Raw genomic sequence first — 19363 nt, 5'->3', positions numbered from 1 at the left:
TCGGCGGCGCGCGGTTGGTTTACCTCAGCCCATCGTTCACAGAGTGAACGACGACAATGGCGAACTACTTCCGCTTCAGCAGCGCACTCGGTAGCGATGTTTCGCGGCGGTGGAAGTGATGGCAGAGGGCGATCGCCAGCGCATCGGCGACATCGGGCGGTTCTGGCGCCTTGGCTAGCTGAAAGGGCTGCACCACGGCTTGCTGCACCTGGCTCTTCGGAGCTCTACCGTTGCCGGTTAGCATCTTCTTAATCTTCGTTGCCGCGTAACTTTGCACTTCGATGCCCGCCAGCTGTGCGGCCAGCACAATCACGCCGCGGGCATGGCCCATCAGAATGGCCGTCGTCGGCCGCTCGTAGTGCGAATAGAGTTGCTCGAGGGCCATCACGTTTGGCTTGAGCTCGGCGACGACGTCGCGCACACCTTCGTGAATCTCCTGCAGCCGGGCCGCAAGACTTCCCTTCGTCTTGCCGCGGACGACACCCGCTTCGACCAACTTCACTTGTTGGCCAAAGCTTTCGATCACGGCGTAGCCAGTGATGTTAAGGCCCGGATCAATGCCGACGATGCGAAGCGGTGTGAGTTTGCTCATGCTGGCTCCGGTCCACTTCCCTTAAATCCATTTCGCCAGCGAAGGTACAACACTTGTGCGCGCTTTTTGCAATTTGCTCAAAGCCTACACAGCACAAACCTTACGCACAAAATCGACTGTTTTACCTCGGTTGTTTCACAACACTTCACAATAAGTCTGTTTTTACCTGCTGCGCATTTTGGCATTCGCGGAACTCACTAGCAGGCCATCACTTGGCGTGATCGACTTGGCTGTAACCCTTATGCTCCGCGAATTGCCCACAACAACGAAATAACGCTCGCACAACACCGCTCCACCCACGATCACCTTCGCAGCCGAATCAAACTCTTTCGGCGCGCACCGCGTCTCTAGCTTTTACGACAACCAACTTGCCAAGGAACACGGCGGACCGCGGTGCTAGTGATATTGTACATTGGTACACTAATTTGTCCAGTGGTAATTTTCGTATGCGCGATTGGACTCCGCGATCTGAATTCTGGCGAATTCAGCTACTGGGAGCGTTACGCACCGCCGATGCGCCATTCAGTGGGGCCGCCCTTTTTGTCTTCCAGCGTGATCCCTGCTTCGGCGAGCTTGTTGCGAATGAGGTCGCCGGTGGCGAAATCTTTGTTTGCGCGAGCGTTGGCCCGCAGCTCGATCAGCAGCGGCATGACCTTTTCGGCCACGCCATCGCCGCCGCCACCACGCTTCGGTTGTACGGTCTTGAAGACACCGAGGATGGCGGTCAGCTCGCGAAGGATGCGAGTTCCCTTCACCAATGTTTGCACATCGGCATCGGCAAAAACTTCCGGGCCGGGCGCCGTCGCGGCAAAGCGGTCGAGATTCTTCTGGTCGGCAAACTTGTTGAGTTCGCGGAGCATGTCGAACAACTCAGCAATCGCGCCGCCGGTGTTGAAATCGTCGTCCATCTTGTCGAGGAAATTCTTCCGCTGCTCGGCGAGCGTCTTCAGCAGCGGCACGCTCGTATCGATCTCGTCGCCTTCCTTGCGTGTGGCGGCGAACGGCAGATTGAAGTAGCGCTGCTTCGTGACTTTTTGAAAGCGTTCGAAGAAGCGATAGAAACCTTCGAGCGACTTCGCGGTTTCGGCCAGCGGCTCTTCGCCGAACATGACTGTGCTGCGGTAATGCGTGCTGAGGAGGAAAAAGCGAATCCGTTCACCGCCGAGGCGGGCAATGTCGTCGGCCAGGCCGCCGGCGCCCTTCGAACGACTCACCTTGCCGCCATCGTCAGCCGCTTCGGCAGCGCGTTCGCCCTTGCCGCCGATCTTTCCCGCCGACGCTGCCTTCCGCAGCAGGCCGTTGTGCATCCAGTACTTCACCATCGGCTTCCCGTGGCAGCATTGGCTTTGGGCCAGTTCGTTTTCGTGATGCGGAAACTTCAGATCGAGGCCGCCGCCGTGAATGTCAAACGTCTCGCCGAGAATGGCTTTGCACATGGCCGAGCACTCGATATGCCAGCCCGGCCGACCCTTGCCCCACGGGCTGTCCCACGCTGGTTCGCCTGGCTTGGCGCTCTTCCACAAGGCAAAGTCGCCGGGGTTGCGTTTCTTACCGGCATGGCCGCCACCTTCGCCCTGCTGATCATCGATACTTCGGTTGTTCAGCTTGCCGTAGTTCGGATCCTTCGCGACATCAAACAGCACGTCGCCGTCGCTCTCGTAGGCAAAGCCCTTCTTGATGAGCGACTGATTGAAGTCGATGATCCCCTGCATGTGCTCGGTCGCCTTCGGCATGATGTCGATCTGATCGACGCCGAGGCCCGCGAGGTTGTTCAGATAGTCGATGACCATCTCATCGGCGATCTGGGCCATCGGAATGCCCCGCTCATGCTGCTGCTGGATCAGTTTGTCGTCGACATCGGTGATATTCACCACCCAAGTCACGATGTAGCCGTTGTAGTTGAGATAGCGTTTGATCGTGTCAAAAATCACCGGCCCGACCATGTGGCCGATGTGACTCTCCTTGTAAACCGTCGGCCCGCACAGATAGATGCCGACGCGGCCCGGCTTGACGGTTTCGAAGACTTCTTTGTTCTGAGTCAGAGTGTTGTAGACGCGGATTGTCATGATTGCAGATTTCAGATCGAAGATTGCAGATTGAGAATTTGAATTTGAATTTGAATTTGAATTGATTACTCCCTCTCCTCGGTACTCCGGGGAGAGGGTTGAAGCTTAATCGAGTTATACGGTTTCGACTTCGCGACCACCGGCCTTGTGCCGGTGGGGCGATCACTGGCCAGCTACGTCGCCAAAACCCTGTTCTCGCGACCACGGGGCTAGCCCCCGTGGAGCGCTCACTGAACGGCTGGGAAGCTGAGCAGTGATGGCCCCATCGGCACAAGGCCGATGGTCGCCGGAAAAATCAGGATCGGTTTTGGTAGCCGACTAGTGAGTGCTCCACTGGGGCGAGCCCAGTGGTCGCAGGATGTTTTCATTCCTTGGTTAGGTTGTTGGTACCAGCAAACAAACACACTCCGCACTGATCGCCTCTTCGCGGCCGATCGGGCCGACGCTTTCGCCAGTCTTCGCTTTCACGCCGACCTGATCGATCGTGACGGACAAGATCTCGGCGATGCGCGCGCGAATGGCTTCGCGGTGCGGCAGGATTTTGGGTTTCTGGGCAAAGACCACGCAGTCGAGATTGCCGATGCGGTAGCCAGCCGATTGCACGCGCTCGTGCGCCAGGCGGAGCATGTCGGCAGAGTCGCGGCCTTTGTTTTCCGCGGCCGTATCGGGAAAAAATTCGCCGATATCGCCGAGGCAGGCAGCGCCGAGAATCGCATCGGTGATGGCATGCAGCAGCGCATCGGCATCGCTATGGCCAATCAGGTGGCGGTCGTGAGGAATCGCAATTCCTCCGAGCCGCAACGGGCCACCCTCGCCCAGTCGATGCGTATCGTGCCCCAAGCCCACGCGCATGCTACGGAAATCCTTCTCCGGAGTTTTTCGATGTGATCTAACAAGGCTTGCCGATAGAACACAGGCAAGCTGCACAAATTACGCGGCCGATTATATCGGGAGGGGGGAAAAACGACAATGCGAACGCGATGCGGTGCCCAGACTCCGAAATCGCCGCCCTTCTATTAGAATAGAGCGTCCCTTTCTCGCCTCCCTGGAGCCCGCCGATGACACTGCATGTCTTGCCGTCTGAAACTGCGCTCGCCAGTCGTCGCCAGTTTTTCGCTTGGGCTGGTTTGGCCGGCGTGACGATCGCGGCGGGATCGGCTTGGGGTAAGGACGCGAGCAAACCGACCACCATCGCGCTGCTGTCGGATACGCACATCAATGCCGACAAGGCGAAAGTCATCAGCAACGTGGTCATGGCAGATCATCTGGCCAAGGCCTGGGAAGGAGTGACGGCGGCGGCCTCGCGGTTGTCGGCAGCCATCGTGCATGGCGACGTCGCTCACCTGGTGGGCGAAGCCGGCGATTATCGGCAGGTTGCGCAGCTGCTCATTCCCGCCGGCAAAGCCGTCGTGCCGCTCCATTTCATGATGGGCAATCACGATGACCGCGGCAATTTTCGCGAGGTGCTGAGAGCCGCGGCGGCTTCGCCGCTGGAGTCGCATCAAGTGGCGATCCTCGACACGCCGCAAGCCACCTGGCTGATGCTCGACTCGCTCGAGTTCACCAACAAGACGCCGGGCAAACTCGGCGAGGCTCAGCTGAAGTGGCTGACCGCGGCGCTCGACGCGAAGAAGGACAAACCGGCGATCATCTCGGTGCACCATCATCCGCAGTGGGAAACCGACAAGGTCCCCGGTATCACCGACACCAAAGAGTTCTTCGAAATCCTCACGCCGCGCAAGCACGTGAAGGCCGTCTTCTTCGGCCATACGCACAACTGGAATATCCAACAGCACGACGGGATCCACCTGGTGAACCTGCCCCCCGTCGCCTACGTCTTCAACAAAGAGAAACCCAGCGGCTGGGTCGAAGCGGCCCTCGGCGCGACAGGCATGGAACTGACGCTGCATGGCGTGGGTCCGGCGCATGAGACGCATGGGAAGAAGAAGAAACTCGAGTGGCGGGGGTAGTTCTGAGTTTGAAGTTTGATTCGCTGCCCGGCCCCTCACCCCAGCCCTCTCCCCGGAGTACCGAGGAGAGGGAGTTCGCAAATAAAATTGCATTTCCCCAGCCCCCAGTTCCTAGCCCCCAACCCCCAACCCTTAACTCCCAGCCCCTCCCCCCATGTCCTCCGATTACCACTACGACGTCCTCGTCATCGGCGCTGGTCATGCCGGCACCGAAGCGGCGATGGCCGCTGCGCGAATGGGGGCGTCGACTTGCCTGCTGACAACCAATTGCGATACCGTCGCGCAGATGAGTTGCAATCCCGCCATCGGCGGTGTCGCCAAGGGACAGATCGTCCGCGAGATCGATGCCCTCGGCGGTGTGATGGGCCGCGCGATCGATGCCACAGGCATTCAGTTTCGCTTGCTCAATCGCCGCAAAGGCCCCGCGATGCACAGCCCGCGCGCACAGGCCGATAAGAAGGGTTATCAGTTTGAAGTGAAGCGGCTGGTCGAGGAGCAAGAGAATCTGGCGCTGCGGCAGGAAGTGGTCGAGGATCTGCTGTACGAAGAAACAAGCGGCGAGGGAGAAGCTCACTTTAAGGTAGTCGGCGTGCGTGTTCGCGGCGGCGTGGAATATCGGGCTGCTGCCGTGGTGCTGACGACCGGCACGTTTCTGCAAGCCATCATGCACACCGGCGAGGTGCAAACGCCCGGCGGCCGCGCGGGAGAAGGAACGACGGCGGGAATCAGCGGCGCGCTCGCGCGACTCGGCTTTCGCGTGCAGCGGTTCAAGACCGGCACGCCTTGCCGGTTGAATGGTCGGACCATCGACTACACTCGCACCGAGTTGCAGCCCGGCGATGACGATCCGGAGCCGTTTTCGTTTTTGACCAGTGAAGACGAACGGCAGCGGATGGCTCGCGAGCAGATACCTTGCTACATCACGCACACCAACGAGCAGGTGCATGCCCTCATCCGCGCCAATTTGCATCGCGCGCCGATGTACAGCGGACAGATCAATAGTCGCGGACCGCGCTATTGCCCGAGCATCGAAGACAAGGTGGTTCGCTTCGCCGAGAAAGATGGCCATCAACTGTTCCTCGAACCCGAAGGCCGTCGCACGCACGAGGTATACGTCAACGGCATTTCGACGAGCCTGCCGCGCGACGTGCAGGATCAGATGTTGCGGATGATCCCCGGCCTCGAGCGCGTGCAGATCATGCGCTACGGCTATGCGGTGGAATACGACTATTGCCCGCCCGATCAACTTTGGCCGTGGCTCGAAACGAAGCGCGTCGCCGGTTTGTTTTTCGCCGGTCAGATCAACGGTACGACGGGCTACGAAGAAGCGGCAGGCCAAGGCTTGATCGCCGGCGCATCGGCAGCGCTGAAATTGCAAAACAAAGAACCGCTCGTGATCGGCCGTGAGCAAGCCTATCTCGGCGTGCTCACAGACGACCTCGTCACCTGCGGCGTGGATGAGCCGTATCGTATGTTCACGAGCCGCGCGGAATATCGCCTGCTGCTGCGTCACGACAACGCCGATCGGCGACTTACCGCCATCGGACGCCGCGCGGGGCTCGTCGATGATGTGCGCTGGAAGCGACTCGAGGAGAAGGAAGCCGAGATCGCGCATGCGCTCAAGGTCTTGCACTCGACGCGCGTTGGCGAAGTGTCGCTCGAACAAATGCTCAAGCGCCCGGAGGTCACTTGGAAAGAGATCGTCGAGCGATGTCCGCCACTCGCATCGATCTCGCGCGAGTCGTCGATTCAAATCGAATATGACGTGAAGTACGCCGGCTACGTCACGCGCCAGGAACAGCAAGTCGATCGGCAGAAGCGCCTCTCGGACAAGAAAATTCCCGAGCACTTCGACTACGGCATGGTCCGGCACCTTCGCACCGAAGCCCGCGAAAAGCTCCTCAAGATCCGCCCGATCACGCTCGCGCAGGCCGGCCGCATCAGCGGCATTACCCCAGCGGATCTCGCCCTCGTTCTCACCTACCTCGAAGGCAAGTCGCGCTCATAGGAAGCCCGACGCGTTAGCGAGGGAGTTGGGCACGCGGACTTATTTCGTGGCAACGTGCGGAAGCACAAAAACGGCGGTGTCACTCGCCAACCGAACTCGCGCGAGCTTCTCTTGGTGCTACCGCACGTTGCTGATAGCCAAGTTAACTCGCAGCTCTCCCTCGCTAACGCGTCGGGCTACCTTTTCAGGCTTTCGCCAGGGCGTTGAGCGGTGGGACGGCTTTGCTCTTCTTCTGCAGGTACTTTGGATCGAGTTTGCTGAGTTCTTCGGCCACAGCGTTGACCGTGTAGCGGATCTGCTCTTCCGAGTGCAAGCAGGTGATGAAGAATCGCAGGCGGGCCTTTTCTTCTTCCACGGCGGGATGCAGGATCGGCTGCACGTTGACGCCGCGCTCGAACATCGCTCGCGAGAGGATGAGCGCGTGCTGCGAGTTGCCGGTGATGACCGGCACGACGGCAGTGCCGCCTGACCAACCAGTGTTAATGCCGCGCTCTTTGGCGAGTTCCAAAAAGAGAGCCGCGTTGGCGCGAAGTTTTGTCACACGTTGCGGCTCTTTTTGCAGCAAACGCAAAGCCGCGAGCGAACCGGCCGCGGCGCTGGGTGGCAAACCGCAGCTGAAGACGAAGCCGGGAGTCGTGTACTTCATGTACTCGATCAGTTCCTTCGGGCCGGCGATGTAACCGCCGCAACTGCCGAAGGATTTGCTGAGCGTGGCCATCGAGAGATCGACGTCGCGCGGGTTGCAGCCGAAGTGTTCCGTAATGCCGCGGCCCGTCGCGCCGAGCACGCCGCTGGAGTGGGCTTCGTCGACCATGAGGAAGGCTTTGTGCTTCTTCTTCACCTCGATGAACTTCGGCAGGTCGGGGAAGTCACCGTCCATGCTGTAAGTCCCTTCGATGACCAGCAGCACCTTGCGATAGAGCGTGCGGATCTCCGAGAGAATTTCGTCGGCGGCTTGCCAATCGTTGTGCGGGAACGGGCGACGTCGCGCACCCGACATGATCGCGCCTTGAATGATGCTGTTGTGATCGAGCGAGTCGTGCAGGATCAAGTCGCCAGCGCCGAAGAGATGGCCGACCGTCGTTTCATTCGTGGCGTGTCCGCTGACGAAGCAGATCGCGTCTTCTTGATCGACGAACTTCGCAATCTCCATTTCGAGTTCGCGATGGACGGGCTTTTCGCCCGAGACCAAACGGCTCGCAGAGACGCTCGTGCCGTAGCGATCGATGGCGTCCTTGGCGGCTGCGGCGACGATCGGATCGCCCGACATGCCGAGGTAGTTGTACGTCGTGAAGCTGATCAGATCTTTGCCGTTGATCTTGGCAGTGTCGCGCGTCACGCCTTCGTGCACGCAGAAATACGGATTGCCGGCGCCGAGACTTTCGAGCCCTTCGATCAACTGCCGCAGGCGGCGATACTCGGGCATCTGCTTGAAGTCGTAGCACTCGGGACCAATTTCATCGAGCGATTTCTTGGCTTGCGTTTCAACGGCGGCCGCGGCGGGCTTGAGCGCGACCGGAACCGTGCCGATGTGTGTCTCGATCGCATCGGCGACCTGGCGAACCGTTTCGATCTCGGCGAGCACATGCTCGGGGAAGCGGCCGCCAAAGGCTTCTTCCAGCGAGTTGGCGATTTGCAGGCGTTCGAGCGAATCGAGCCCCAGATCCGTGACGATGTTGCTATCGAGCGCAACGACTTTGGCCCGCTCTTTGGCGATCGCTTTGACGTGCTCGATCACGGCTTGCACGATGAGCGGATTGGGCTGCTTGCCGTCATCAGCGGCCGCTGACGATTCCGCAGTCTCGTCTTCCTGATCGGGCGCCGTCGCCTCGACTTCTTTTTTCTCCCAGCCGAGCCATTTTTCGATGACTTGCAATTGGTCGTTCAAAAAGTCTTCGCGGCAAGCGTGGCGCTGAATCTTGCCGCTGGAGGTCTTGGGAATCGAGCCGAAGCGGACGAGGATGACCGCATCAGGAGGTAGCTCGTGCTCGGCGGTCACATCGCGGCGAATGGCGGCGACGACATCGCTCCAATCGCTGCGGCGCGTCCGTTCGACTTCGGCGACGACGATCAAGCGTTCGCGGTCATGCAGATCGACAGCAAAGGCCGCAACTTCGCCGGCGTTGATGCGTGGGCTGGCGCGTTCGACCGTTTGTTCGATGTCCTGCGGATAACGATTCACGCCGCGGACGATGATCAAGTCCTTCAACCGGCCGGTGACGAAGAGTTCGCCGTCGTGGAAGAAGCCGAGATCGCCGGTGCGGAGAAACGGGCCTTCGTTGGTGCCAGCGATGTAGGCGTGGAAGGTGGAGTGCGTGGCTTCGGGCTTGTTCCAATAGCCTTGCGCGACGCTGCCGCCTTGAACCCAGATTTCGCCGATGCGGCCGGGCGGGCATTCGTTGAGCATGTCGGCATCGACAATGGCAACGCGCTCTTCGGGCAGCACGCGGCCGCAGCCGGTGAGCTCTCGCGCGGAAGGATGCTTTTCGCTGACGGGCACGACACGGCGCTGGTCGATTTGTTTGCCGTCAAATGTCCGCAGCAGCGGCAAGCGATCTTTGTAACCGCCGGTGACGATTAGCGTGGTTTCGGCCATGCCGTAGCAAGGATAAAACGCCCGCAGATTGAAGCCATAAGGTCCAAAGCGTTCGGCAAACTTGTGCAGCGTATCGGCGCGCACCGGCTCAGCGCCGTTGAAGGCGAGTTCCCAGCAGCTGAGGTCAATACCCGCGAGTTGTTCGTCGGTAATCTTGCTCGTGCACAGGTCGTAAGCGAAGTTCGGGCCGCCGCTGATCGAGACGCGATACTTGCTGATCCCGCGCAGCCAGCGAATCGGCTTCTGCAAAAATGTCATCGGCGACATGAGGACGCTGGGCCGGCCGAAGAACATCGAGTTGAGCACACCGCCGACCAGACCCATGTCGTGATAGGTGGGCAACCACGACAGGCCGCTCCCTTGGCGCGTCGGCTCAAAGCCATAAGTAATGATCTGCACGTTGGCCATCAGGTTCGAGTGCGAGAGCATCACCCCCTTCGGCGTGCCGGTCGAGCCGCTGGTGTATTGCAGCATCGCCAGGGTTTTGGGATTGATCGTTTTGAACTGCCAGCCGCCATGCGAGTCGCTGGGGATCTCATCCGTCGCGAGCCATAGCAACTGTTTGAGGAGCGGCGCTTCGTCGAGCATGTCGCCGCTGCGATCGGCGATGTCGCTGGTGATGAGCGCGGCCTTGGCCTGGGCATCGGCAGCAATCGCTGCGATGCGGAGCATGTTGCGATTCTTCCGCGGCGGATAAGCCGGCACCGCGACTGCGCCGGCAGCGAGGCAGGCGAAGTAAGCCACGACATACTCGAGGCCTGGCGGATAAAGGAGCAGCACCCGTTCGCCGCTCAGTTTCTCTTCGACCAGGCGGCGGGCCAGCGAGCGGACCCGCTGATTGAACTGCCCGAACGTGATCCGCGTCTCCGACGTCTCACCATCGGTGAAGGTGTATGCCGTGTCGTCGGGTTGCTTCTCGGTCCAATACTGCAACGAGTCGATCAGGGACGTCGTGGGGGGATTGAAAGGCTTGAAAGAACGTTCCAGATCCACAGCAACCTCCGAATTTCCCCGAGAACGCAGCAGCTGACCGATGAACTCCGCCGAAAATTCGCCAGCGGGCAACTGCACCTTAACAAATCAACGCCTGCCTGGGATGCTCCCGCAGGGCAGTCATCTGCTTTACATCGTCTAAACGGGCAGGATTCAGCCAATCGAGATCACGCAATCGAGGCCACTAGCCCGATTGGGGCAGGAGAAAACCGAATTTTAGAAAAGTCTTAACTCGAATTCTACAGAGAAGTTAAGAAGAGAGAGAGCAACTTCACGCCGACTAAGATTTGATCTCGGTTGCGCTCTGCTCACAACACGTCAAAGTTGCGTGAAACCTGTCCCTTTTTACCCAAAGCACCCAGTGTGAGGGGCCGCTGTCATCGTTATCTCCGAAAACGATGGGTTGAGGTTGAATTGCCGCAGGCCGAGAAAATAGCTCCGCGAAGTTCCGGCTTTGGCGGATTGAGGTTAGGTTCGCTCTTGCTTCAAACGTAAATTTTCCGCTGCTACCTCGACTCGCCAAACAGCCGAAAGTCGCGGGGCTCTTTCGGCGGCGCGCGGTTGGTTTGCCTTAACCCATCGAGCACGGAGTGATCGACGACTAGATCGCTTCTTTGCCCCGTTCGCCGGTGCGGATGCGGACGCAGTCGTCCATGGGCACGACGAAGATCTTACCGTCGCCGATTTCTCCTTTTTCGCCGGTGCGGCCACCCTTGATGATGGCATCGATCGTGGGCTGCACGAAGTCGTCGTTGACGGCGATTTGCAGTTGCACTTTGCGGAGCAAGTTCACTTTGTATTCATGGCCGCGGTAGAGTTCGGTCTGTCCCTTCTGGCGACCGAAGCCTTGGCAGTCGAGCACGGTGAGGCGAAAGACTTCGACCTCGGTGAGGGCGGCTTTGACTTCTTCGAGCTTGCTCGGCTGAATGATGGCGATGATGAGTTTCATGATTCATTGTCGCCTTTCGCTCCGCGAAAGGGCGCGTCTTCAATGGATGGTAACACAGCGCCTTTGACATACCTTCAAGTGGTTGCCGGCAAAGACGTGTTCTTTCGCGGAGCGAAAGGCGACAATGGAATCTAGTTTGGCGTTGCCCGGGCAGCAAGAGTGCTGCAGAACTCCGCTCTTGATTCGCTGCGCACTTCGGGCTGTTCACGAAAAGTGGGCCAGAAAAAACACCCCGGCTCGGGCAAGCGAGGCGGACGCTTACCCGAGCCATGCGGGGTATCCTTCTGGCCCAGGCAAGGCCGAAGTGCATTCAACTTGATCGTTTGATTTAGACCCGACCGTTGTCCGAGGGCCTGCCTGCGCGGAGACGTGGCAGCCCTCGGACAACCGGGTAGGGTACTAACTTGATTCCGTGATCGGCTCCGTTCTCGGCCGGACCGTCACCGCGCCGTAGCGCGGCAAGCGAGCCTGGCTGCTGCCAAAACTGCTGTTCACCGAATCGAGGGCCACGACATTCGCCGGGTAGGCGTACATGCCGTGTTCACACATATCGAGACCGGCCAGTTCTTCGTCCGCGTCGACACGGAGAAGACCGACGGCTTTCAAGATTGAGAAGAGTGCGAGCGAAGTTGTCAGCGCCCAAATGGCGAAGACTGCTGTGCCAGCCAATTGCGTGGTCAGGTTGGCGCCTTCGCCAAACAGTCCCGTGGCAATGCCGGCCCACACACCACACAGGCCGTGCACCGGAAAGGCGCCGACCGGATCATCGATTTGCAGTTTGTCGAGAAGCAACACACCCGCAATCACCACTACACCAGCGACGCCGCCGATGGCCAGCGATTCGAAATGAGTTACGATGTTGCAGCTCGCCGTTATGCCGACCAAGCCGGCCAAGCCACCATTCAAAGCAAACGTGAGATCGGATTTGCCGAACAGCGACCAGCCGACCAGCATCGCGATCAGTGCACCCGCACAGCCAGCGAGAGTTGTGTTCACGGCGATCAAGGCCAGCATCTGAGTGTTCGAGGTGCCGGTGAAGGCCACCTGGCTGCCAGGATTAAATCCGTACCAGCCAATCATCAGGATGAACACGCCGAGGGCGACGTAAGGCAGATTGTGTCCCGGCATGGCGACCGGCTTGCCATCGACATACCGGCCTAAGCGCGGTCCCAAGGCAATCGCACCCGCGAGGCCTGCAAAACCACCTACCGTGTGTACGACGAGCGAACCAGCGAAATCAATGAAGCCGAGATCATTCAGCCAGCCCTTGCCCCAATGCCACATACCGCAGACCGGATAGATGAAACCCGAGATGGCGGCGGTGTAGATCAGGTAAGCGGGAAACTGAATGCGGCCAGCGACCGAGCCCGACACGATGGTCGCAGCTGTCGCAGCGAAGGCCACCTGAAACAGGAAGTCGATGTTGGAGTCGAGCGGATGCGGCGTTTCGGCCGTGGGCGCCTGGTTGGGATCTTGAGGACCAATGCCGACCTGAGCAAAGCCGAAGACATTGGGAATGATGTGCGTCGTCGCGTCCGGCCCGGGATACATAATGCCGTAACCGACAAGGAAGAACAGCAACGCACCCACTACAAAGTCCATGTAGTTCTTGAACATGATGTTCGTGGCGTTCTTGCTGGCGTTGAGCCCGGTCTCGACCAGGGCAAAACCGGCCTGCATGAAGATCACCAGGACCGCACAGAAGAAGAGCGTGATGTTGTCGACGGCGTAGGTAACTTCCGTCAGACTCACTCGGCCTTCGGCAGCCGTCGGCGATTCAATCTTCAGGACCTCTGGTTTCACTGTCTCTGGGGCAGCGACTTGTCCAACCGCAACCGTGCAGCAGAGCAAAGCTCCGCACAGGGCTAGGGCTGGCAGCATGCCGGGCCAAAAAGAGTGACTGAAGTTCATCGCGCTCGCCTGGTGTGAATGCGAGCGACAACGCCGGCGATATGATTTCGCCCTTGTCCGCCCACAAGACCGGACGGCATAAAGCAAGGGCCGTGCCAGCACCCTGCAGTCATTTCGGGCAATTGCTGACGGGATCGTTAAGCTATTGCCGCAGCAGCAGTTAGCGATTTGCTGCGAAGTGCATTAGCAGCGGCTGGTTAGGAATTGCCAGTTCGCGATGCCTAAAGCCTGGGCAAGCGCGGCCCGACGCTTGGGCAGAATCTGTCGGCGGTTTGCTTCAGAGGCTCGGGAGAATTTCCCGGTCGACCGCAGTGAACCAAAACGATGTCCGCGGCCGGAAAATACTCTCGACCCTTGAGGCTGCCAAGAAACGCCGCTCGCCGCAGAACCCAAGGGTTCCACGGCGGGCGGTTGTTTTCCAGGTATCCGGCAGCTGATGTTGGCTGCTCAGCTGCCGGCCCCCCAATTTTTAAATCGGGCCGCCTTCAGCCTGCGTTTCCGCAGCGAACGTTTCGACTACCACAGGTAGATGAAGTCGAGAGCGAACAACGTTTGATCCGAGCGAGTGCCATCGCCGTAGGGTTCGAGACCCGGGGTCGTCGGCGACACGCCATCGAACTTGTCGTAGCGAATTTCGCCACGAACCGTCAGGTTTGCCGACGGGGTCCAGTTCAGGCCCACAGCAACATCGTAGAAGTTGCCAGCGAAGCCTTGGCCCAGGATCGGGTTGCCCGCATCGGGACGAAGACCGGTCACGCGGACGCCATCGTCATCGCGGAACCATTCGCCACGGATACCGGCCTTCCAGCAATCGTTGATCTTGTAGAACAAGTACTGGTTGATGCCGTACCACTCGGCCGACAGGGCTTGACCCCGGTTGGCGTTGAGTTGCGAGGCATAGTCGTGCTGGAAGATGTACTGCCAGCAAGTGTTGATGTTGTAGGTATAAACCAAGCTGTGCATGTACCGCTTGGTGTAAACCGTCACATCGTCAGCAACAGGTTCGTTGCCATAGATGATGTTGAAGGCCAGCGTGTCTTGCTCGCCAGTCCAGACGAAGCCGGCGATCACCGACGCATCGTCACGAACGCGGTTGAAAGCATCCCAACCGTTCACGAGACCGTAGTTCAGCGTGATCTCGTCGCTCCACTTGTAGGCGCCCAAAGCACCCCAGTGGGTGAAGGGTTCGCCGTACTGCATCGTGTAAGCGTGCGAGTAGAAGAAGTTGCCGTTCGCAGGCACCACTTCGTATCCGATCGGCGTGTAGAAGTGGCCGATCTTGATCGAGTTATTGACGTTGCCCACTTCAGCATACAACTGCGGAATGGCCAGACCATAGAACGGGCTGCCGTTCCACTTCGGCGCACCGGCGAGGTCGGTTTCCCAACCGTTCGATTGCGTGAAGATGTAGTCCGTGCCGTACAGCACGTCGATGCGGCCACCCCAGTTCCAGCAGCAGCTCTCGCGATCGATTTTCTTTTCGCCGATCGCGTAGAACTGATTCAACATCGCTTCGTTGCGATCGTTGAACGTCACTGGGCCGTTGTAGCGGCTCGGCGGGCTGTCGGGGTTGCCGGTGATACCACCGTTGACGAACCCATACAGGTTCCAACCGCATTCCTTTTGGCAGAACAAGTGCCAAGGATCGCAGGTGGCTTCTTCTTCGGCAGGCGCTTCAGCAACAGCGGCAGCAGCCGGAGCCATGGGTGTTTCCACCATGGGGGCCGGCGGCGGCTTGTCGCTGGGCGACTGTTCGGGTTGATAGAAGTAATCGTTCGACACTTGACGAACGGGTTGTTGCCCATACGTTTGGGCAGAGGCATTACCAGTGTAAATGCCCCAAGCAATCGCCATCGCGAAAGCCAGCTTCGACAATTTCATTTTGAGACTCCCCAGTCCATGAGGAAACGGTTGCAAAGAGCGCGATGAACGGCGCAGTCCATCACGCCAAACAGGTAGGGCCAACAGGCGGGTGCTGAGAATCCTTGGCAAGGAATTGGAAGGGCAAACCGTCGCCTAATCCCAGCACTGTTGATATCGGTACCGTCGCGCCGTAACGTGCAAGACATTCACGCGATAAACGTGGTAGAAACCGCGAATTGAACGGCAATCTGCGAAACCTTGCCGCATGTTCCGCGCATGCCGGCGGCACGATCGTTACAGTCTCACATCAGTCGAGCAGCGGTCTCTTACAAACCAGTCAGGAACGCGCGAGAACCACCGACTCGAGCGCGTGTGACGATTCTGCTAGCATCGCCATTGACCTCTCACCACCGTCCCTGCGGCGGGGTTCACCGGCTTTTGCACTACTTCGCAGTGCCGCCTACTTCTCTGCCAGCAGCTCTTTCACCTTGGCATCGAGATCTTTGGGCGCCGCATCCCACTTCGCCCGCAGTTTTCCCTGCTTGTCGTAGAGGCGGAAGTGAGGAACCAGGTCGATGCCGAACTTTTCAAACGCTTCGGTGCCGGGATCATAAGAGCAGATCAAATTCTCGAAGCCGACCCGCTCCTTGGCGAGAAAGCGGCGGACCTTCTCTTCTTCGCTCGCGGCATCGAACGACACGGCGATCGTCGTCAGCCCCTGGCCCTGATATTTGTCATGGGTCTCGACCGTGTGCGGAAAGAACTCGACGCACGGCTCGCACCAGGTCGCCCAGTAATCGACGAAGACCACCTTTCCCTTGTGCGCGGCAATCATGGCTGCCAGTTCCGTTTCGTCGCCGACTTTCACCGCGATCGTCGCTGGCTCAAAGGTTGCGGCCGCCGAACTGGTGCTAGCTGGCGCTCCTGGCAGCGAAGCATTCCGCACGCGCGGCGGCACCTTCACCACCTCTGCTTCGCAGCCGGTAAAGAGAAGAACGACGACTAACAGGCACGGAGTGACAAAGTAGAGGGAATTGCGCACGGCGGGCTCCTTGGAGGAGTGGTAATCATGACGCATCAGCGGCGGAAGACAAGTCTTTCGTAGGACGGATGTGCTCGGGTGGGCGAGGCTCTCGCCGAGCCGCGCCGGTCGAAGGCGATCGCCATCTGCCATTGCTTGTCACCTCAACGGCTCGGCGGGAGCCTCGCCCTCCCGTTAAACCCGTATCTGCAACCACTTACGACTTTTCCGCCTGCAGAGCCTATTCTGCTTGCGAGATTTTTTCCGATTGCATTGGAGTTTGCCGCCCCTGGATTCCGATAACTGGTGGCACAGGAAAACGCGCTGCGTGCGCCTTTCGTGTGGGAAGTGTGTGTCGGGCTAGCGTACCAGTAAAAACGAGGGCCAAACGGACGGAACAAGCGGTTTTAGCGACACCTTATAATAGAGGTTACGGCTGCTGCGAGATTCCGGACGCTTGACTCTAGTACTTACGCCACCTACACTTGGAACGTTCTCAAGCAACATCAGGTTGCCGCAAGATGTTTCGCTGCCCCACGTGGGAGGAGTGCCTGTCGTGACCAAAAAAGAGATCGTGAAGACGATTTCCGAAGAGATTGGCCTGACTCAGCTGAAGACGAAAGAGATCGTCCAAAAGACGTTCGACGCGATCGTTGAAGCTCTGGTCGAGGAACGGCGGATTGAACTCCGCAACTTCGGGGTCTTTGAGGTCAAGAAGCGGGCCGCTCGCAAAGCACGTAATCCTCGCACCGGTACGCGGGTCGACGTTCCCACCAAGTTCGTCGTAACCTTCAAGCCCGGTAAGGAGATGGAAGAAAAGGTCAGGCTGCTGGAAGAACGCGAAGCCGCCCGCGAAGGGAGCAACGGTACGCCAACTTCTGACTCGCCGGCCCCGCCCAATCCGGGTGCGGCTGGTCCTGACCCAGGTGGTGGATCCTAAGAACGAGCGCGGTCGCTAATCCCGACTTGTTACGCAAAATCAAATCACGCAAGGGATTGCGGTCACACTCACGGAGGAGTTGTCATGCGGAAATGGATTCTGGGAGCGATCATCACAGTGAGCCTGGCCGGCAACGTCGGCTGCTTTCTGCCGATCTATTCGGGTGACCCGGCCGTCCGTACCCGCCAGTTGATCTTCACGTCGGAAAACTTCCGACAGATCACTGAGGAATGGGAGCGGATCTGGTTTACCGATCAGCCGAGCCACCTCACGCCCCACCGCGTTCACGGCGGCGTGATCTAAGCCCTCTGCTGTCAGCGGCAGACCGCCGGTCCCTTTCACGGAGCGGCGGGTAGCTATAGACTCGCAGTCTGCGGCTTCGCAGCAACTATCTGCGTACTCGCAGCAAAAAGTAGTCCCCGCGTTTTGTTCGCGGGGTGACGTCGTTTCTTGATTTGTTAGCGCCGCCGTGTCTTTACCTGATTTGACCGTTTCGCTGGGGCGACTTTCGCTCCGCAACCCCATCCTGACTGCCTCGGGCACGTTCGGCTACGCCCGCGAAATGGCATCGCTCGTCGACTTCAATCAGCTCGGCGGCATTCTGCCCAAGACCATCACGATGGCTGCTCGCGAGGGAAACAAACCCTGGCGCACCGTCGAAACCGCCGCCGGCCTGCTCAATTCCATCGGCCTCGATAATGATGGCTTCGATGCGTTCCTTGCCAATCACTGGCCGTACCTGCAAACGCTGCCGACCGCCGTGGTGGTGAGCATCGCCGGCGCTTCGCAGGATGAGTTCGTCGAGATGGCCGAGCGCCTTGCTCAGCAACCCAACGTCGCCGCCGTTGAGCTCAACATCAGCTGCCCGAACGTCGCCCACGGCACCGACTTCGCCGCCAATGGCGAGACCTGTTACAAGCTGGTCTCTGCCGTGCGCGAACGCTGCTCGCTGCCGATCCTCGCCAAGCTCACTCCGAACGTGACGCGGATCGTCGACATTGCCAAAGCAGCCAGCGACGGCGGCGCCGATGCCCTGTGCCTCGTGAACACGGTGCTGGGGATGGCTGTCAATTGGAAGAAACGCCGGCCGATGCTCGGCAACATCGTCGGTGGTCTCAGCGGCCCGGCGATCAAACCGATCGCCCTCCGCTGCGTCTACCAAGTCGCCAGTGCCGTGAAGACGCCGATCATCGGCATCGGCGGCATCGCGACCATCGATGACGTGATGGAGTTCCTTGTTACCGGCGCGACTGCGGTCCAAATCGGCACGGCGAACTATTACGATCCGACCGTTTCGCAAAAACTGGCCGCCGCGCTCCCTGCCGCCCTGGCGGAACTCGGAGCCAGTAGCGTTCGCGAAATCGTCGGCACTTTGCAAACCAAGTAACAAAACCGTAGCGGGATTCGCCAGAATTCCGATCTCGGCCACTTCAAACCGCGTCTGAATTCTGGCGAATTCAGCTACAGTAAATTCCCATGCGCGTTCTCTCCGGAATCCAACCGACTGGTCGCTTTCACTGGGGTAATTACTTCGGCGCCATCCGCCAGTACATCGACCTCCAGCACGGCAACGAAGCCTATTACTTCATCGCCAACCTCCACGCGCTCACGACGGTCCGCGATCCGAAGGTCCTGCAGCAAAACACGCTCGATGCTGCGCTCGATCTTCTGGCGCTCGGTCTCGATCCAGCGAAAGCCGCGCTCTTCGTGCAGTCGGACGTGCCGGAAGTGACCGAGCTCACCTGGCTCCTCATGTCGATCACGCCGATGGGCTTGCTCGAGCGCTGCCATTCCTACAAAGACAAGGCCGCCCGCGGCATCGCTGCCGATGCCGGCCTGTTTACGTATCCCGTGCTGATGTCGGCCGACATTTTGATCTACGACTCCGAAGTCGTGCCGGTCGGCGCCGATCAGATCCAGCACATCGAAGTGGCTCGTGATATCGCCGGAAGCTTCAATCATCTCTTCGGCGAAACCTTCGTTCTGCCGAAGTACAAAGTCCTCGAGTCGTCGGCCAAGGTCCCCGGCCTCGACGGCGAAAAGATGTCGAAGAGCTACAGCAATACGATCGAGCTCTTCGAACCGGTCGGCCCCGCTCGCAAAAAGATCATGCGGATCACCACCGACAGCCGGCCGATGGAAGATCCCAAGCCGGACTACGAAAACGACCACCTCTACCAGCTCTTTTCGCTCTTTGCGACGGAAGCCGAGCGGCAAGAGATGGCCGCCCTCTATCTCCGCGGCAACTTCGGCTATGGCACGGTGAAAAAAGCCCTCGCCGATGCCGCCGAGAAGTTCTTTGCCGAGGCTCGCGCCAAGCGCGAAGCGCTGGCGGCCAATCCGGCTCAGGTTGCGGAGATTCTCCGCGAGGGCGCGGCTCGTGCTCGGAAGAAGGCCCGAGAGGTTCTCGATCGGGCCAAGAAGGCTTGCGGAATTTCGTAGCGGCAGCTGGCC

Annotated in this window: 14 protein-coding genes; 6 read left to right on the top strand and 8 right to left on the bottom strand. The window is 59.4% G+C overall.

Annotated features, from left to right (window positions below; all coding sequences use genetic code 11):
• Window positions 1-64 precede the first annotated feature (64 nt).
• From ruvC to ispF, 3 genes are all read right to left on the bottom strand, one after another.
• Window positions 65-592: a crossover junction endodeoxyribonuclease RuvC gene (gene ruvC, locus M9Q49_RS27225; protein WP_254512465.1), complete on the bottom strand. Its 528-nt coding sequence runs from the start codon at window positions 590-592 to the stop codon at window positions 65-67.
• Window positions 593-1092: 500 nt separating this feature from the next.
• A complete protein-coding gene (cysS, locus tag M9Q49_RS27220; protein ID WP_254512464.1) occupies window positions 1093-2658 on the bottom strand; it encodes a cysteine--tRNA ligase in 1566 nt (521 codons plus the stop codon).
• Between the two features lie 375 nt (window positions 2659-3033).
• Entirely contained in the window at window positions 3034-3510 is a 477-nt protein-coding gene (gene ispF / locus M9Q49_RS27215) for a 2-C-methyl-D-erythritol 2,4-cyclodiphosphate synthase (protein ID WP_254512463.1), read from the bottom strand.
• A gap of 206 nt (window positions 3511-3716) precedes the next feature.
• Between ispF and M9Q49_RS27210 the strand changes: the two genes are divergently transcribed.
• Window positions 3717-4628, top strand: coding sequence for a metallophosphoesterase family protein (locus M9Q49_RS27210; protein WP_254512462.1), 912 nt, complete (start codon window positions 3717-3719; stop codon window positions 4626-4628).
• Window positions 4629-4782: 154 nt separating this feature from the next.
• The gene (gene mnmG / locus M9Q49_RS27205) at window positions 4783-6636 is read left to right on the top strand and encodes a tRNA uridine-5-carboxymethylaminomethyl(34) synthesis enzyme MnmG (protein WP_254512461.1); all 1854 of its coding nucleotides are present in this window, start codon (window positions 4783-4785) and stop codon (window positions 6634-6636) included.
• Between the two features lie 184 nt (window positions 6637-6820).
• Here the strand turns inward: mnmG and M9Q49_RS27200 are convergent, their stop codons facing one another.
• The 5 genes from M9Q49_RS27200 to M9Q49_RS27180 form a co-directional block, all read right to left on the bottom strand.
• The gene (locus M9Q49_RS27200; protein ID WP_254512460.1) at window positions 6821-10225 is read right to left on the bottom strand and encodes an aminotransferase class I/II-fold pyridoxal phosphate-dependent enzyme; all 3405 of its coding nucleotides are present in this window, start codon (window positions 10223-10225) and stop codon (window positions 6821-6823) included.
• Window positions 10226-10826: 601 nt separating this feature from the next.
• Window positions 10827-11174: a P-II family nitrogen regulator gene (locus M9Q49_RS27195; RefSeq protein WP_254512459.1), complete on the bottom strand. Its 348-nt coding sequence runs from the start codon at window positions 11172-11174 to the stop codon at window positions 10827-10829.
• Between the two features lie 399 nt (window positions 11175-11573).
• The gene (locus M9Q49_RS27190; protein ID WP_254512458.1) at window positions 11574-13085 is read right to left on the bottom strand and encodes an ammonium transporter; all 1512 of its coding nucleotides are present in this window, start codon (window positions 13083-13085) and stop codon (window positions 11574-11576) included.
• A 516-nt stretch (window positions 13086-13601) separates the two neighbouring features.
• Window positions 13602-14966, bottom strand: a complete 1365-nt coding sequence (locus M9Q49_RS27185; protein WP_254512457.1) for a porin — start codon at window positions 14964-14966, stop codon at window positions 13602-13604.
• A 442-nt stretch (window positions 14967-15408) separates the two neighbouring features.
• Window positions 15409-15990, bottom strand: coding sequence for a TlpA family protein disulfide reductase (locus M9Q49_RS27180; RefSeq protein WP_254512456.1), 582 nt, complete (start codon window positions 15988-15990; stop codon window positions 15409-15411).
• A gap of 535 nt (window positions 15991-16525) precedes the next feature.
• Between M9Q49_RS27180 and M9Q49_RS27175 the strand changes: the two genes are divergently transcribed.
• The 4 genes from M9Q49_RS27175 (at window position 16526) to trpS (ending at window position 19351) form a co-directional block, all read left to right on the top strand.
• A complete protein-coding gene (locus tag M9Q49_RS27175; RefSeq protein ID WP_254512455.1) occupies window positions 16526-16909 on the top strand; it encodes an HU family DNA-binding protein in 384 nt (127 codons plus the stop codon).
• Between the two features lie 84 nt (window positions 16910-16993).
• Window positions 16994-17212, top strand: coding sequence for a hypothetical protein (locus M9Q49_RS27170; protein WP_254512454.1), 219 nt, complete (start codon window positions 16994-16996; stop codon window positions 17210-17212).
• Window positions 17213-17378: 166 nt separating this feature from the next.
• Window positions 17379-18296, top strand: coding sequence for a dihydroorotate dehydrogenase (locus M9Q49_RS27165; RefSeq protein WP_254512453.1), 918 nt, complete (start codon window positions 17379-17381; stop codon window positions 18294-18296).
• Window positions 18297-18385: 89 nt separating this feature from the next.
• Window positions 18386-19351 (top strand): tryptophan--tRNA ligase, encoded by a 966-nt coding sequence (gene trpS, locus M9Q49_RS27160; protein ID WP_254512452.1) that lies wholly within the window; start codon window positions 18386-18388, stop codon window positions 19349-19351.
• The last annotated feature ends 12 nt before the right edge of the window (window positions 19352-19363 follow it).

The sequence above is a fragment of the Anatilimnocola floriformis genome (genome assembly GCF_024256385.1).
In the GTDB taxonomy this organism is placed as follows: Bacteria; Planctomycetota; Planctomycetia; order Pirellulales; family Pirellulaceae; genus Anatilimnocola; species Anatilimnocola floriformis.
This window is presented reverse-complemented; position numbering and strand designations above follow the sequence as displayed.

What these genes read in the sequence shown, in the direction of transcription:
- M9Q49_RS27210 (WP_254512462.1), top strand. Translation starts at nt 3,717, where the DNA reads ATGACACTGCATGTCTTGCCGTCTGAAACTGCGCTCGCCAGTCGTCGC.
- mnmG (WP_254512461.1), top strand. Translation starts at nt 4,783, where the DNA reads ATGTCCTCCGATTACCACTACGACGTCCTCGTCATCGGCGCTGGTCAT.
- trpS (WP_254512452.1), top strand. Translation starts at nt 18,386, where the DNA reads ATGCGCGTTCTCTCCGGAATCCAACCGACTGGTCGCTTTCACTGGGGT.
- M9Q49_RS27190 (WP_254512458.1), bottom strand. Translation starts at nt 13,085, where the DNA reads ATGAACTTCAGTCACTCTTTTTGGCCCGGCATGCTGCCAGCCCTAGCC.
- M9Q49_RS27170 (WP_254512454.1), top strand. Translation starts at nt 16,994, where the DNA reads ATGCGGAAATGGATTCTGGGAGCGATCATCACAGTGAGCCTGGCCGGC.
- M9Q49_RS27195 (WP_254512459.1), bottom strand. Translation starts at nt 11,174, where the DNA reads ATGAAACTCATCATCGCCATCATTCAGCCGAGCAAGCTCGAAGAAGTC.
- M9Q49_RS27185 (WP_254512457.1), bottom strand. Translation starts at nt 14,966, where the DNA reads ATGAAATTGTCGAAGCTGGCTTTCGCGATGGCGATTGCTTGGGGCATT.
- ispF (WP_254512463.1), bottom strand. Translation starts at nt 3,510, where the DNA reads ATGCGCGTGGGCTTGGGGCACGATACGCATCGACTGGGCGAGGGTGGC.
- cysS (WP_254512464.1), bottom strand. Translation starts at nt 2,658, where the DNA reads ATGACAATCCGCGTCTACAACACTCTGACTCAGAACAAAGAAGTCTTC.
- ruvC (WP_254512465.1), bottom strand. Translation starts at nt 592, where the DNA reads ATGAGCAAACTCACACCGCTTCGCATCGTCGGCATTGATCCGGGCCTT.